The 13,898-nt window shown below is 69.9% G+C and carries 11 protein-coding genes; 6 read left to right on the top strand and 5 right to left on the bottom strand.

Going from position 1 to position 13,898, the window contains the following annotated elements; translation table 11 throughout:
• Positions 1–165 precede the first annotated feature (165 nt).
• Both AB0761_RS04660 and AB0761_RS04655 read left to right on the top strand, forming a co-directional pair.
• A complete protein-coding gene (locus AB0761_RS04660; RefSeq protein ID WP_377267672.1) occupies positions 166–2,628 on the top strand; it encodes a glycoside hydrolase family 65 protein in 2,463 nt (820 codons plus the stop codon).
• Between the two features lie 286 nt (positions 2,629–2,914).
• Entirely contained in the window at positions 2,915–3,628 is a 714-nt protein-coding gene (locus AB0761_RS04655) for a CBS domain-containing protein (RefSeq protein WP_377267671.1), read from the top strand.
• A 215-nt stretch (positions 3,629–3,843) separates the two neighbouring features.
• Here the strand turns inward: AB0761_RS04655 and AB0761_RS04650 are convergent, their stop codons facing one another.
• A complete protein-coding gene (locus AB0761_RS04650) occupies positions 3,844–4,518 on the bottom strand; it encodes a helix-turn-helix domain-containing protein (protein ID WP_377267669.1) in 675 nt (224 codons plus the stop codon).
• 379 nt (positions 4,519–4,897) lie between these two features.
• On the opposite strand from AB0761_RS04650, the gene AB0761_RS04645 reads away from it, so the two are divergent.
• Positions 4,898–5,344 carry a Crp/Fnr family transcriptional regulator gene (locus AB0761_RS04645; RefSeq protein WP_377267668.1) on the top strand — a complete coding sequence of 149 codons (447 nt, stop codon included), beginning with the start codon at positions 4,898–4,900 and terminating at the stop codon, positions 5,342–5,344.
• A gap of 146 nt (positions 5,345–5,490) precedes the next feature.
• The gene (locus tag AB0761_RS04640) at positions 5,491–6,174 is read left to right on the top strand and encodes a helix-turn-helix domain-containing protein (RefSeq protein ID WP_377267667.1); all 684 of its coding nucleotides are present in this window, start codon (positions 5,491–5,493) and stop codon (positions 6,172–6,174) included.
• Positions 6,175–6,318: 144 nt separating this feature from the next.
• Here AB0761_RS04640 and AB0761_RS04635 read toward each other — a convergent pair whose 3' ends face one another.
• Positions 6,319–6,585 (bottom strand): SHOCT domain-containing protein, encoded by a 267-nt coding sequence (locus tag AB0761_RS04635; protein ID WP_377267666.1) that lies wholly within the window; start codon positions 6,583–6,585, stop codon positions 6,319–6,321.
• A gap of 976 nt (positions 6,586–7,561) precedes the next feature.
• Between AB0761_RS04635 and AB0761_RS04630 the strand changes: the two genes are divergently transcribed.
• Positions 7,562–9,604, top strand: coding sequence for a SpoIIE family protein phosphatase (locus AB0761_RS04630; RefSeq protein ID WP_377267665.1), 2,043 nt, complete (start codon positions 7,562–7,564; stop codon positions 9,602–9,604).
• Between the two features lie 580 nt (positions 9,605–10,184).
• Here the strand turns inward: AB0761_RS04630 and AB0761_RS04625 are convergent.
• Positions 10,185–11,408, bottom strand: coding sequence for an MFS transporter (locus AB0761_RS04625; protein WP_377267664.1), 1,224 nt, complete (start codon positions 11,406–11,408; stop codon positions 10,185–10,187).
• A gap of 92 nt (positions 11,409–11,500) precedes the next feature.
• On the opposite strand from AB0761_RS04625, the gene AB0761_RS04620 reads away from it, so the two are divergent.
• Positions 11,501–12,373, top strand: coding sequence for a LysR family transcriptional regulator (locus AB0761_RS04620; protein WP_377267663.1), 873 nt, complete (start codon positions 11,501–11,503; stop codon positions 12,371–12,373).
• A 58-nt stretch (positions 12,374–12,431) separates the two neighbouring features.
• Here the strand turns inward: AB0761_RS04620 and AB0761_RS04615 are convergent, their stop codons facing one another.
• Together AB0761_RS04615 and AB0761_RS04610 are read right to left on the bottom strand one after the other, a co-directional pair.
• The gene (locus AB0761_RS04615) at positions 12,432–12,641 is read right to left on the bottom strand and encodes a hypothetical protein (protein WP_377267662.1); all 210 of its coding nucleotides are present in this window, start codon (positions 12,639–12,641) and stop codon (positions 12,432–12,434) included.
• Positions 12,642–13,411: 770 nt separating this feature from the next.
• Positions 13,412–13,894 (bottom strand): hypothetical protein, encoded by a 483-nt coding sequence (locus AB0761_RS04610; protein WP_377267661.1) that lies wholly within the window; start codon positions 13,892–13,894, stop codon positions 13,412–13,414.
• Positions 13,895–13,898 lie beyond the last annotated feature (4 nt).

Raw genomic sequence — 13,898 nt, 5'->3', positions numbered from 1 at the left:
GGTCGAGCAGAGAAAGCCTGGAGGCCGAGGCGGCACAAGGTTCGAGCCGGGCGGGGATCAGCCGTTCGCCGGGCCCTCCGCGCCGCACTCAGCGGCCGACCCGGGCGGAGGCCGCCCTCAGTGGCCGGCCGGGCGCCGGGCGGGTGTAACGGCAGGGTGACGGCTGTGGTGGATCCCTGGCTGCTGCGGTACGAGGGTGTGGACGCGGAGTCCGAGGGGCTGCGCGAGGCGTTGTGCGCCGTCGGAAACGGCTATCTGGTGACCCGCGGTGCGGCGCCGGAATGCATGGCGGACGGCGTTCACTATCCCGGGACCTACGTGGCCGGCTGCTACCACCGAGCCATGTCCCGGATAGCCGGCTGTGAGGTGGTCAACGAGGACCTGGTGAACTGCCCGAACTGGCTCCCGTTGACCTTCCGGCCGGCGGGAGGAGGGCCGTGGTTCGGTCAGAGCGACGATGCGGCACCGTCGGAGCCGCCGGAGGTCGTCGGGCCTGTGGGTGGAGCTGCTCCGGCCGGTAGTGTGCGGGCGACCCGGGAGGTCCTGGAACTGGACCTGCTCCGGGGCGTGCTCACCCGACGGCTGAGGACCGAGGACGGACAGGGGCGGATCACCGAGGTGATCCAGCGGCGCATCGCGCATATGGGGCAGCCGCACCTCGTCGCTCTGGAGACCACCTGGGTTCCCCGCAACTGGTCCGGGCTTGTGGAGGTGCGGGCCGGTCTGGACGCCACCGTCTCCAACACCGGAGTCACCCGCTACCAGGGCCTGGCCTCCCGCCACCTGGTGCCGAGGGCTCAGGACGGCGCGGGCGACGTCGTGTGGCTGGAGGTGGGGATGGATGCCTCGCCGCTGAGCATCGCCGAGGCGGCGCGGATCCGGGTGCAGAACGCGGGCGTTCCGGCGGCCGCGAAGCGGCGGACCACGGCACGGCAGGGTTGGGTGGGGCAGGACCTCACCGTGCGGGTGGGGGAGGGGCGCCCGACCACGGTCGAGAAGACCGTCGCGGTATGCACCTCCCGCGACCGCGAGCTGGGCACCGCGTCCCCGGCCTCCTCAGCGCGGAGGTTGGTTGCACGCGCAGGCGCCTTCGACGACCTGCTGCGCGAGCACACCCTGTGCTGGGAGCAGCTGTGGCGGCGCTGCCGTACCGACACCGACCGCCCGCAGGACACCGGAAACCTGCGCCTGTACATCTTTCACCTGCTGCAGACCTGCTCCGAGCACTCCGTCGACCTGGATGTGGGCATCCCCGCGCGCGGGCTGCACGGCGAGGCCTATCGCGGACATGTCTTCTGGGACGAGCTGTTCATCCTCCCGTTCTTCAACCTGCGCTTCCCTGAACGCAGCCGGGCAGTGCTGCGCCACCGCCACCGGCGGCTCGCAGAGGCACGGCACGCGGCACAGGAGGAGGGCCGTGCCGGGGCGATGTTCCCCTGGCAGAGCGGAAGCGACGGCCGGGAGGAGACCCAGCGGCTCCACCTGAATCCGCGCTCGGGCCGCTGGCTTCCGGATCGCACACGTCTGCAGCGGCATGTCGGTTCGGCGGTGGCCTACAGCGTCTGGCAGTACTGTCAGGCCACCGGTGACGCGGACTTCCTGGCCCGCTACGGGGCCGAGCTGCTGCTGGAGGTGGCCCGCTTCTGGAGCAGCACGGCCTGGTACGACCACACGTGCGACCGGTACCGCATCACCGGAGTCATGGGCCCCGACGAGTACCACACCGGCTATCCCTGGTCGGCGCGGCCCGGCATCGACGACAACGCCTACACCAACGTCATGGCCGCCTGGGTGCTGGGCCGGGCCCTGGAGTCCCTGGACCTCCTGCCGCCGTACCGGAGGCAGGAGCTGTCGGAGCGGCTGGGGCTGGACCGCGAGGAGCTGAACCGCTGGGAGGAGGTACGCCGCCGCCTTGCAGTGCCCTTCCACCAGGGCGTCATCAGCCAGTTCGAGGGCTATGAGCGGCTGGAGGAGCTGGACTGGGACGGTTACCGCCGTCGGTACGGCGACATCCGCCGCCTGGACCGCATCCTGGAAGCCGAGGGCGACAACCCCAACCGGTACAAGGTCTCGAAGCAGGCGGACGCACTGATGCTGTGCTATCTGTTCTCCGCCGACGAACTCCTGCCGCTGCTCCGTCAGTTGGGCTGCCCGGCCGAACCGGGGCTGCTGCCCGGGACGGTGGCGTACTACCTGCGGCGCACCGCGCACGGGTCCACACTCAGTGCGGCCGTCCACAGCTGGGTGCTGGCCCGTTCCGACCGGGCCGCCTCCTGGCGGTTCTTCCGAGAGGTCCTTGCCGCGGATGTCCACGACATCCAGGGCGGCACCACAGCCGAGGGCATTCACCTGGGGGCCATGGCCGGTGCGGTCGACCTGGTGCAGCGCTGCTACACCGGCCTGGACGTCCATGACGACACCCTCCGGCTGAGCCCGGAACTGCCCGCTCAGCTCGGCCGACTGGACGTCGATCTGCGCTTTCGCGGGCACGACGGCATTCATCTGCACATCGACGCCCGGGGGCTGCATGTCGCGCTTCCGCCAGGCCCGGCCGATCCCATCAGGGTCGAGTACAAGGGGCGCACGGCCGTTGTGGAACCCGGCAGCAGCATCGCCTGGCCGCTGTGATCCGCGGCCGTTGCCTCTGCCGCGGCATCCGGGGGCGGGCGCGGCGCAGCCGCCATGCGGTCAGGGTCGGGCGTGCTTCCATCCCTCCGGCCCCTGGAGGCGCGTCCCGCCGTACCGGCGCCCGTCCGGGAGAGGACCTGCACCTGCGCCCGGACCACTCCCGGCCTCGTCGCGGGGTCGGGAAGGAGGACGTCAAGCGCTGCTTCCGTTGGAAGGTGTCGCTCGCCCTGTCGGGCGACAATGGAGGTGCGGTACCGCACCCGGCACCTAACCGCAGGAGGCCACCATGCACCACCGCACCGTTGCGGACGTGATGACGAGGTCTGTCGTCACTGCTCACCCGGACACCCCGTTCAAGGAACTCGCCGACCTGCTCGACCGCAATGCGGTCAGCGCCGTGCCGGTGGTCGATGCCGCGGATCATCTGGTGGGGCTGGTCTCCGAGGCCGACCTGCTCCAGAAGGAGGCGTCCCTGCCGGATCCCCAGGGGCGCGCGCGGGCGGGGACGCCGACCCACGCCGAGCAGGCCCGGGTGACGGCCGAGACGGCACAGGGTGTGATGACTGCCGACCTGTTCTCGGCCCACCCGGAGTGGACGGTCCCGGAGGCTGCTCGTGCCATGGAGCAGCACCATGTGCGGCGTCTGCCGGTGGTCGACGAGGTGGACCGCTTGATCGGGATCGTCAGTCGCACCGATCTGCTGCGGGTCTTCCTGCGAAGTGACACGGCGATCCGTGAGGAGATCGTCGACGATGTCCTGCAGCAGACGCTGTGGCTGGACACCAGGGACGTCGCGGTGGAGGTCGAGGACGGCGTGGTCACTCTGCGGGGGCAGGTGGAGAACAACAGCATGATCCCGCTCCTGGCCCGGCTCTGCTGGTCGGTGGATGGCGTGGTGGCTGTGCACACCGTGCTCGGCTACCAGGTCGACGACACCTCCGGGCATGCGCCCGGTACCGGGCCGACGGGCACGCGCAGCACATTCCGGGGCCGGCACTGAGCTGGCGCTGATCCCGCCCGGCGAGAACGGCGGCGCACACCGAAGGCCGTGGTGTGCGGACCGCCGGAACTGCGATCGGGCCGGAACCGCGATCGGGCCGGAACTGCGATCGGGCCGGAACTGCGATCGGGCCGGAACCGCGATCGGGTGGGTTGGGTCGAGCGTCGCAGCCAAAGGACGTCAAGGCCTCGGCCCCCGGCTGGGCGCAGCTGCGTTCACGCCGTCTGGATGGACCTGCCGCTGATCCTGGTCGGGACGATGCGGACCCACAGGTCCCGGGCGCCGCCCGCCCAGGAGGAAAGGGCCGGGTCGGTCGGCCTCTGCACCGCCTCGGCATCGGCGATCCGTTCGGCGTGACCGACCACGAGGACACTCCACCCCTGGGACAGGACGTCGTCCACCTGGTCGACCTCGAAGCACACCTCGTGATCGACCGCAGCCGCCGCCGGCCCGCCCGGGGTCGTCCGGTAGACGATCGCACCCTCGACCATGGCGTAGTTGACCGGGAACACGGTGGGGCCCTCGGAGGTGGACAACGCCACGCGGCCGACCCCGCGATGCCCGAGGTGTTCGCGGCACTCCCGCTGGTCCAGTTGCGCGAGCGCGGGGTGGGACGCTGCTTGGGCCCGACCCGGAGGAGCGTCCACGTGGCCGCCCAGCAGCCGGGCGGGGACGGTTTCCAGGGCAGCTGCCAGCCTCAGCAGAGCGCCGATCGGGACCTCAGCCGGCTTCCCCTCCACATACGCTATGTAGCTCGCAGCCATCCCCGCCCTGCCGGCCACCTCCTCGCGGCTCAGCCCGAGCTCAGTACGACGCGCCGCCACGCGCCGCCCGAGGTCACCAGGGTGCGGGAATGTCGAAGGCGCCGCATTCTCGGACTTCTCAGACACGGCCACACACCTCCTGAACGGAACATTCCGGCCTGTTTCACTCGACAGTTTCATTGGATCAGGAAACCCAGGCCCGGGCGAGGGCACCTTCTGCCGGGACACCCGTCCTGATCGTGGGTGATCGCGGGGTACGACAGCGACGCCCGGGGAGCTTCCTGCCGTCGTCCGGAGACAATGAATGCCGCGGACCAGTACGACTGGCACCCCTGCCCGCGGCTGCTGCCGGCAGAGCCCCACACGGAAACCGGGCACGCAGTGGTTGTACCCACGGTTGGCCTCCAGTCCCCAGTCGGTCGACCATGGACGCAGACCCACCGGTGCGGAACGGACAGCTTGAACCACCCAGCCACCGGGCCCTGTGACATCGGACGGTGACACCATGCACTTCTTCCTGGATGACCTGAGCCAGGAGCATCGCAACACGCTCACGGAGTTGGCGCATGAGGTTTCCTTCCCCGCCGGCGTGAGGCTGTTCGAAGAGCATCGGCACGCGGACCGGTTCTGGGTGCTCCGCAGTGGCGGGGTCGACCTGGACATGCACATCCCCGGACACCGGCCCACCGTGATCGCAACCGTCCATGGAGGGGACCTGCTGGGCTGGTCATGGCTGTTCCCGCCCTATCTGTGGACACTGGGTGCCCATACGCGAACGCCGGTCGAAGCCTTTGAGTTCGACGCCGCCGAAGTCCGTGCGCGATGCGAGGCCGACCATGCGTTCGGCCACCAACTGGCGCTGCTCTGCGCGGCAGTGATCGGCAGGCGGCTGCACGCCACCCGCACCCGCCTGCTGGACCTGTACGCCCCGGACAGAACCGAGACGAACTGACGCCCTGGCCCGCACCCGCAGCGGCCGGGCCTGGTGCCCGCATGCCCCAGCCATGGCGGGATCTTTGGGTGCCGTGGCACCTCCCATCGGTCGGCAGGAGTGGAACAGCTGCCGGTGACATGCTCGACGGTAGGAGGTGCATGACCGTGAGCAAGAAGATCGCAGCGTCCCGGGAGGCGCCCGGGGTGCCGACGCCACAGCGCGGCGACATGGCCCGCCGTGTGGCCCGGCATTGCGTGTCGCTCGGGATCAGTATCGAGGAGCTGGCGCGCCGGGCGAGTATGTCCCCGCGCTACCTCGAACTGCTGGAGGAACTCGGCGGTGACTTCGATCCCGACGGTTTGGCGCGGATCGCGGACGCCTTGCACTTGACCCCCCACGAGCTACTGGCAGGGCCTGCCGACAGACCTGTCGGGCAGGGACCAGCAGCACCCCATCCCCTCCTCGGCGGACTCGGACCGGAGGAATGCCGGGACCGGCTGGGCACACATGGAGTCGGCCGCGTCGCAGTGCCGACGCCGGAGGGCACCGCCGTGCTTCCGGTCAACTACACGGTGGTTGCCGGCGCCATCGTCTACCGCACCGACCCCGATGCCGTCACGGCTGCTGCTCCGGGTACAGAGATCGCGTTCGAGGTCGACGACGTGGACGAGGCTCTGAGGTCGGGATGGAGTGTCCTGGTCATGGGTACTGTCGAACATGTGTCCGATCTGGACAGCATCCGGCTTCTTGCCACGCAGGTGGCGGAGCCTTGGGTCGGAGGCAAGCGCGACCTGTGGGTGAGGCTCAGCCCGACCCGGGTCACCGGCCGTGTCATCCGGACTGCCTGAGGGGCCCGAGCCGACGGCTCATGGGCCGCACCGCGCCCAAGCCGGGCTGTCGGATCCGCGGGAGGCTGCGGTGCAGACGAGGACGCTCTTGGACTCGGCGCTGCAAGGCCGGCCCGGCCCCGGGGCGAGGGCGAGCACCACCTGTCATCGCTCCGTCGGGTGGCCAGGGGTTCGCAGCACGGACAGGCGGCGCCGGTACTCCTCCTCCTCGATCTCGCCACGGGCGAACCGGTCGGCCAGGATCTGCTCGGGCGTGGGCCCCGGGGTGGCGTGGTGCTGTTGGTAGCGGTGGCTCAGGGCTCGATAAAGCAGCACGGCGACGATGACGACCGCGACCCAGAACAGAATCATGCCGACTGACATCACCAACCAGCCCCAGCCACCGACATCGTGGTCGTACCAGAACATCATCGGCCTCACCTCGTGGGCTGACCGCGTTCCTCGGTCAGCCCGCCGTTCCTTCTCCCTCACCTCTCATCTTCCGCCCGGGCCGGCCGGGAAGCAGAGGTCGAAGGTCCCAACGGCCTGCAGTGAGTGACGTCGGTCCCAACGCCGCCCGGCCGCTCTGCCCTTTGACCTCCCCCCTTCTGCTCCTCGACATCGACGGCCCACTTGACCCCTACGCGGCCAGACCTCACCAGCGGCCCGAGGACTGCACCACCCACCGCATGAAGACCGGCTCCTGGGTCGCTCGCCACCGCAAGCCCCAGGCATACGCGAGAGCGAACAACTTCCCCGATGGGGAGCAGTCCGACGCGCATGCCCTCATCATCGATACCCCCGTTTCTGGTACCTTCCGCGGTCAAACCGTCATGGCAGCGCGCGGAGCGTGGCCGTCCGCTCCGCCACCGAGCAGCACAGCGTGCCCCTGCACCGGGTCCACGCGAAGGACGGCGGACGCATCCGTCAGAAGCGGTACTGCGAGATCGGGACCGTCGAGGTGCCCCGACGCCCGCCAGGCGCTCCAGGCCGTCCGCTGGCGACGCGACCTGTCCACTGGCAAGCTCACCATCAACGCGTCTACCTGATCACCAGCCTGGAGCCCGGCCCGGTCGCCGGCGACCAACTCGCCGCCTGGAGCAAAGGCCGCTCGGGCATCGAGAACCGCCTGCACCACGTCCCCGACCGCACGAGTGCTAGCGTTCATTGGGAAGGGCGAAATCTAGCGATTTTTACTATTCCTCCCTCCCCCTGAACAGAAGGGCAGGGCGAGATGACCGTTGGGGAGAGCTCCTTCGGAGGCTGCTCCGAGCCGCTGAGCCGGGTGAATCCCCAGGGTTCGTCGGCTGCTCGGTCGCCGGATGAAGGGCTGCCGGACAGCACCCGGGCCCTGGCTCTTGCACTGGCCCTCCGACAGGCGAAGACATGCCTGGACGGTCTGGAAGCCATGGCGCACTGGTGTGAGCCCGATGACGGGCGGCTGCGGCTGGTGGCCTTCGATGAGTTCGCCCCAGCGTGCGCCGCCGGGACGTGGGCGCAACTGCGCCGCGAGCAGGATGCGGCGCCCGCACGCGCCGTCCGACGCGGCGGCTATGTGTGGGTGGACGGGGACCCACTGGGGGTCGGCGCGTCCGGTACCGCTGCGGTGCCGTTCATGGGTGCCGACGGTCCCCTTGGAGCGTTGTCCGTGCTCATGGGCGGGGCCGGCGAGCCGGACAGGATGCAGCGGTCCTTCCTGCACGCGATCGCGGCATGGGCTGCGGCGCAGGTGTACGGTGCGCCCCAGCCGTCGGCCCCTTGTCCGGCATCCATGGTCGAGCGTTCCATGCTGATGGGCGAGCTGACCGCCGCGCTCGCCGAGGCCGTGACTTCCCAGGACGTCGTGCAGGCTGTCGCGGACCATGTGATGCCCCCCTTCGGAGCCGACGGGCTGCTGTTCCAGGTGCGCGAGGAGGACGACCGGTTGTATGCCGTCGGCTCTGCCGGATACCCGCAGGAGTTCATCAGGCTGATGGACGGGTTCCCGCTCTCCGATTACGCCACGATCCACGACGTGGTACGCACGCGTACCCCCCGGTTCATCGAGTCGAAAGCCGAGTACGAGCGGCTCTATCCCTCGATGAGCCAAGTGAGTGCGAAGTCGCCGAAGGGGGCGTGGGCGTTCCTGCCCATGATCGCCTCCGGCCGGACCATCGGTCTGTGCACGGTCTCCTTCAGCGAGTCGCGCCCGTTCAGCGTCGACGAGCGCACCCTGCTGACGGCTCTGAGCGGTCTGGTCGGCCAGGCCCTGGAGCGGGCCCGCCTCTACGACAGGGAGCACGCCCGCGCTCGGGAATTGCAGCGCGGCCTACTGCCTCGCGCGCTGCCCCGGCTGCCCGCCGCCTGCGCCGCCGCCCGCTACCTGCCCGCGGGCCAGGGCGAGGAGGTGGGCGGAGACTGGTACGACATGATCCCCCTGTCCGCCGACCGGGTCGCCATCGTGATCGGCGATGTCATGGGGCACGGTATCGCTGAGGCGGCCACCATGGGACGGCTGCGCACTGCCGTGAGCACCCTCGCCGACCTGGACATACCTCCCGACGAGTTGTTCGACCGCCTCAACGACATGGTCTCCGAGCTGGGCGACGACTTCTACGCCACCTGTCTGTACGGGGTCTTCGACCCGGTCGCCCGCATCTTCTCCTACGCCTTGGCCGGCCACCCGCAACTGGTTGTTGTCCATCCCGACGGCACCGTCCACAGCCCCGTCGTCGCCGCGGACCCGCCGCTGGGCGCCGCACAGCCGCCCTTCGAGACACATCAGCTGCAGCTGCCCGGCGAGAGCCTGCTCGTCCTGTGCACGGACGGGCTCATCGAGTCGGCCACCCAGGACGTAGAGCAGGGGCTGGCCCGCCTCCAGCAGGTCCTGGCCCAGGTCGCATCCCCCGCCGCGTACTTCCAGGCCGCCGACGAAGACGACGACGTCCGGCGTCTGGAGGAGTTGTGCGGCACGGTCGTCTCGGCGCTGCTGCCCGACAGCGGGCAGACCAATGACGACGCCGGCCTGCTCATCGTCCACACCCGATGCGCCGACCCGAGTGACGTCGCCGGCTGCGACCTCCCCGAGGATCCTCGGGCCGCCGGCCAGGCCCGCCAGTACATCCGCGCACAACTCGCGGCTTGGGGACTGGCCGACCTTGTGTTCATCACAGAACTGCTGGTGAGCGAGCTGGTCGGCAACGCCGTCCGGCACGCCAGAGGCCCTGTCCGGCTGCGCCTTCTGCGCAGCCGGACCCTGATCTGCGAGGTCTACGACGGCAGTCTCAACACTCCCCGCATCCGCCGTGCCGACTACACCGACGAAGGCGGACGAGGCCTCCAACTTGTCGCAGCCCTCTCCGAGCGCTGGGGTGCCCGGTATCTCCAGGACGGCAAGTGTCTCTGGACCGAACAGGAGTTGCCGAACGGCGAGCCTCGCGGTGCGGGATCAGCTGCGGAGTACGCCGCCTGACATCCTTCGCTGGAGGCAGGAACGTGGAGCGGTTCTTGGTCTTCTTGAAGCCGTCGCCGTTGGTGGTCTCGACGCCGCCGTGGATCCGGATCGGCCTTCGGCGCCGGGCGGCACACGGCCGTCGCGGCGTGGGCGGAGGGGGTGCAGTACCAGCGCGGTTTGCAACGCCTCCAGGTAGCCGGCGGCCGCTCCGCCGGCTGGTGGCAATGTTTCGGCAGCTCGTCCTCGATCCGGGCCACCGAGCGGTCGGTCAGCTGCACCACCCGCGCCCAGCTCTTCCCCATGTGCACAGGTCTCGGGCCCTCGCGTGCGGATCAGCTGGGGTGTCAGCCCGTGGTGGGGCATGCAGGGCGGCGAAGAGTTGCTGCCGGGCGCCTTGCCAGGGCCAGTTCTCTACGCCCTCCACTGCAACGGCCACCGCCCCCACCAGGCCGCCCACGACCGACTGACCACGCACCGACTCCTCCGTATGACCGGAACACTCGGCGGCGTCATCGATGAGTGCGGCTGAGCGGCTTGACCAGCAGCGATGAGTCTCTGAACGGCACAGCTCGCACATGACTAGCTGATCTGACCTGTTTCAGCGGCGAAGCATCCGGGAGCCGGAGACGGTGACGAGGGTCGCAGCGAGGGTGACAAGGCCGACGAGCACGGCGACCGTGGGCCAGACCCTGAGCGCGGCGGCGGTGAGCAGCGGTGGGATGGTCATGCCGGCGTAGGCGATGAGGAAAATGCCGGCGAGTGCCTCGCCTCGGCGCTCCGCATCCGCGGCCGCGGCGACGGTGCCGAGGGCGGCTCGGAACAGGATGCCGATGCCCGCGCCGGTGATTCCTGCGCCGATGAGGAAGAACGGAAGCGAGGCGACGATGGCGGCAACGCCGATGCTCGCTAGTCCGAGGACGGCGAGCGCGAGGGCGAGCTTGATCTGAGGGGGCGTCGCCAGCCGCACGGTGACCATCTGCGCGAGGGCCGCGGCCATGAAGAGGATGAAGGGCGCGAGGCCGGCGAGCAGGTGCGAGTGCAGTCCGAGGATGCCGACGAGGAAGGTGGAGGACAGTCCCATGAGGGTGCCGAACACCGCGAACGCCCCGAACGCCGCCGCTCCAGCCGCCCAGAACGCGCCCCTGCCTGCCGCCGGCACTGCGACGCGCTGCGGCCGGTAGGCAGGGCGCTCCTCACGGCGCTCGACCGTCTCGGGAACGAAGGCGAGCAGGATCCCTTCCACGACCAGGAGGATGGCGAAGGCCACGAAGGGCACGGTGAGCGGTCGTGTGGACCAGGTCGCGATGACCCCGCCGATCAGCGGGCCGAGGCCGATGCCGCCGAGGTTGGCGAAGGTCGACACCAGGGCGACGCGACCTCTGGCGTGGTTGGCCGCTGCGCCGAGTTCGGAGAGGTGTGCGGTCGCCGTGGCGGTGAGGATGCCGATGCCCAGTCCGCTGATGAAGCGGGCGGTGATGAGGCCGGCGACGTCGTTCCGGACGAGGAAGAGGATCGCGGCCAGCAGGTTGACGAGCAGTGAGCCGAGGATCACGCGTCGGCGTCCGAGCCAGTCGGAGACATGGCCCGCGAGATACAGGCTCAGCATGACCCCGGCCGCGTATGCGGCGAAGATGATGGTGAGGACGATCGTCGGGAAGCCGTCGCGCTGCTGGTAGATCGCGTAGAGGGGCGTCGGGACGGCGCAGAACGCGAGCTCGGTGCTGAAGGCGAGCGCGATGATCCAGAAGCCCACCCCATGCGGGAGCCGTCCGGTGGGTGGAGTCTGGGCTGGAGTCAGCGGGGGAGCCGCGGTCGTCGTCATTCCTCCATGCTCGACTCCTCATGTCATCGTGTCCAACGCATACTCTTGTTCACAGTTATCGATGGGAACGATGGAGCAGGAGGCAGGGAGAGATGGAGACCCGACTGGTCGAGTACGCGATTGCGGTCGCCGACGAGCTGAGCTTCACCCGTGCCGCGCAACGGGTCCACGCAGGGCAGTCGACCGTATCCGCCGGCGTTCGGGCGCTGGAACGGGAGCTCGGCACCGCGCTCTTCGATCGGGACCAGCGAGGGGTGCGGATCACCGCCGCTGGAGAGGCGGTGCTGCCCGCGCTCCGCGCGCTCGTCGGCGCCGAGGCGAGCGCCCGCATCGCGGCCGACCCGCGAGGCGAACTGCGGGGCGAGCTGCGCATCGGGGTGTTCTCCAGCGTGAGCTACCTCGCGATCCCGCGGGTCATCGGCGCCTTCCACCGCGAACACCCGCTCGTCGACCTCCGCCTGCGCGCGTCTGCGTCCGGCTCGGCGGAGCTCGCCGACGCCGTGCGGCGGGGGCGGCTCGATCTCAGTATGTACGGGCTCCCGGCGGCCACCGCGGGCCCAGGCCTTGTCGTGCACCGGCTCGCCACAACGCCCTACGCGGTCATCCTCCCGGCCGACCATGAACTCGCATCGCGCGCGGGACTGGCGCTGCAGGACCTCGCCAATGAGCGCTTCGTGGACGCCCCTGTCGGTTTCGGCAACCGGGATGTCCTCGACGCCGAGCTCAGCGCACGCGGGGTTGTGCGCGACGTCAAAGCCGAGGCAACCGAGACCAGCTCGATCCCGGTCTTTGTGGCCAACGGCCTCGGCATCGCACTGCTCCCCGAACTGCTGATCCCGCCAAGCGAAGGCATCGCAGTCGTCCCTCTGCAAGAGCGCATCACCTGGGAGCTCAACGTCGTCACACGGACCTCGACCGGCGAAGCCACCGCGGCTCTGCTCGAGCAGTTGCTCGCGGCCTATTGACCACTGTTCCCGGCGTCGTCAGCTCTTGACATCCTCCCCGTCCTTCAGGGGCGCGATCTCAACCCTGGAGAACGGCGTGGCCGCATTCGCCTCTGGCCCAACCGTTCGCGCCAAGGCCATACGCGTCATCGCGGCGGTCCACGACGCAGGGATTGCCTTCACCGGCCGGCCTGTCACCGACGGGCAAGTGGCACGCTCCCAGCTGCGCGGCGCCGCTGAATTCGCGGTTCAGTGCGGCGTGCAGGGTTCGGAGCTTCTTCTCCAGCACGGCCTCGCCTTCGGCCGCGGCGGGCGTCGCGGGGCACGGCGGTGGCGACAAGAGGCGGTCGAGTCGTACCTCCGCGTCGTGACGGAGTCAGCCCCAGGAGGGTGACACAAGGCCCGGGTCGGCCGATCCACGGCACCCCGGATGTGCTGACGCGCCACCCGGCGGTCGCCCGAATGCACGGCGACCAGGTTGTGCGTGCGGGACGGGTGTGGCTTGATCGTTGTACGGTCCCGGGCACGGTCGGCCGGGTCGGTTGGATGGGCTGCCGTGATGCGCCCTGGCACGCCACTCCTGCGTGGGCGAAGGTGAGGCCGATCTCGTTGCCCGCCGAACCGGTGCCACCAGGCAGCCAGGAGTTGAAGATGAAGCCGTCCGGCTCACCCTGCTGGTTGGCGGTGCTGCACTATCCCAGATAGTTGACGTAGGAGTCGGTCCTGCGCAGCGCGGGGCCGCTGAAGGTGAAGCTGGCGCCCGCCTTCAGGCCGGGCGACCTGACGGTCTGGCGGACCCCGCGGTGACATTGCCTCCGGTACCAGCGAGCTCCACGGCTCCGCCGGTCCGGAGAGCGAGGAAAGCGGAGAAGGATGTGCCTGCCTCCTGGTCCGTGCGCCGACACCCCGTCCGCCGACGGGGGAGCCGACAGCCTCGCCGAGCCCGTCTGCCGGGCCACGGCGGAGGCTTGCGGCATCCCGTCGGGACAGGGCCGGAAGCGACGGTGCTCTCAGGAACGGGAGCGACCGCCCTGAGCCGCGGCCGACCGGCAGCCGGGGTCAACAGCTGGAACCGGCCTCCTTTTCGAAGGCTGCCCGGTCCTCGACCTTGCTGCCATGGCCCTGGCTGACCAGGAGCTGTCCGGACTTCAGGCCGCGGAGTGACTCCAGGGTGAAGGAGACCATTCCTTCCCGGTCTCCCGCACCGACGGTGTCCACCGAGGCCTCGTACGTCACGCCGGGCAGCAGTTCGCGGAGGCTGTGGTCCTTCAACGTCCACCCGTCGGGAACCTCGAAGGCGGTGATGGTCTCGGTGCGGTCACTGGCAGGTGCCGCCACCCACCAGCGGTGGCCGATCGACGAATCCTGCGTCTCGTCGTAGACCATCGCACCGACGACGGATCCGCCCGGGCACAGCACTGTCGACATCTCCAGGTGGCCGCCGGCCCACTGCACGGCCAGAACGGGCTTCGGCGCGGGAGTGCAGCCGGCGAGCCAGGCGCTGCTCGCAACAAGGCAGGCCAGGAGTGCGGGGAAGCGCACGGGA

This window comes from Peterkaempfera podocarpi (assembly GCF_042466665.1).
In the GTDB taxonomy this organism is placed as follows: domain Bacteria; phylum Actinomycetota; class Actinomycetes; order Streptomycetales; family Streptomycetaceae; genus Peterkaempfera; species Peterkaempfera podocarpi.
The sequence above is the reverse complement of the archived record's forward strand: the minus strand, read 5'-3'. Positions and strand labels throughout refer to the sequence as shown.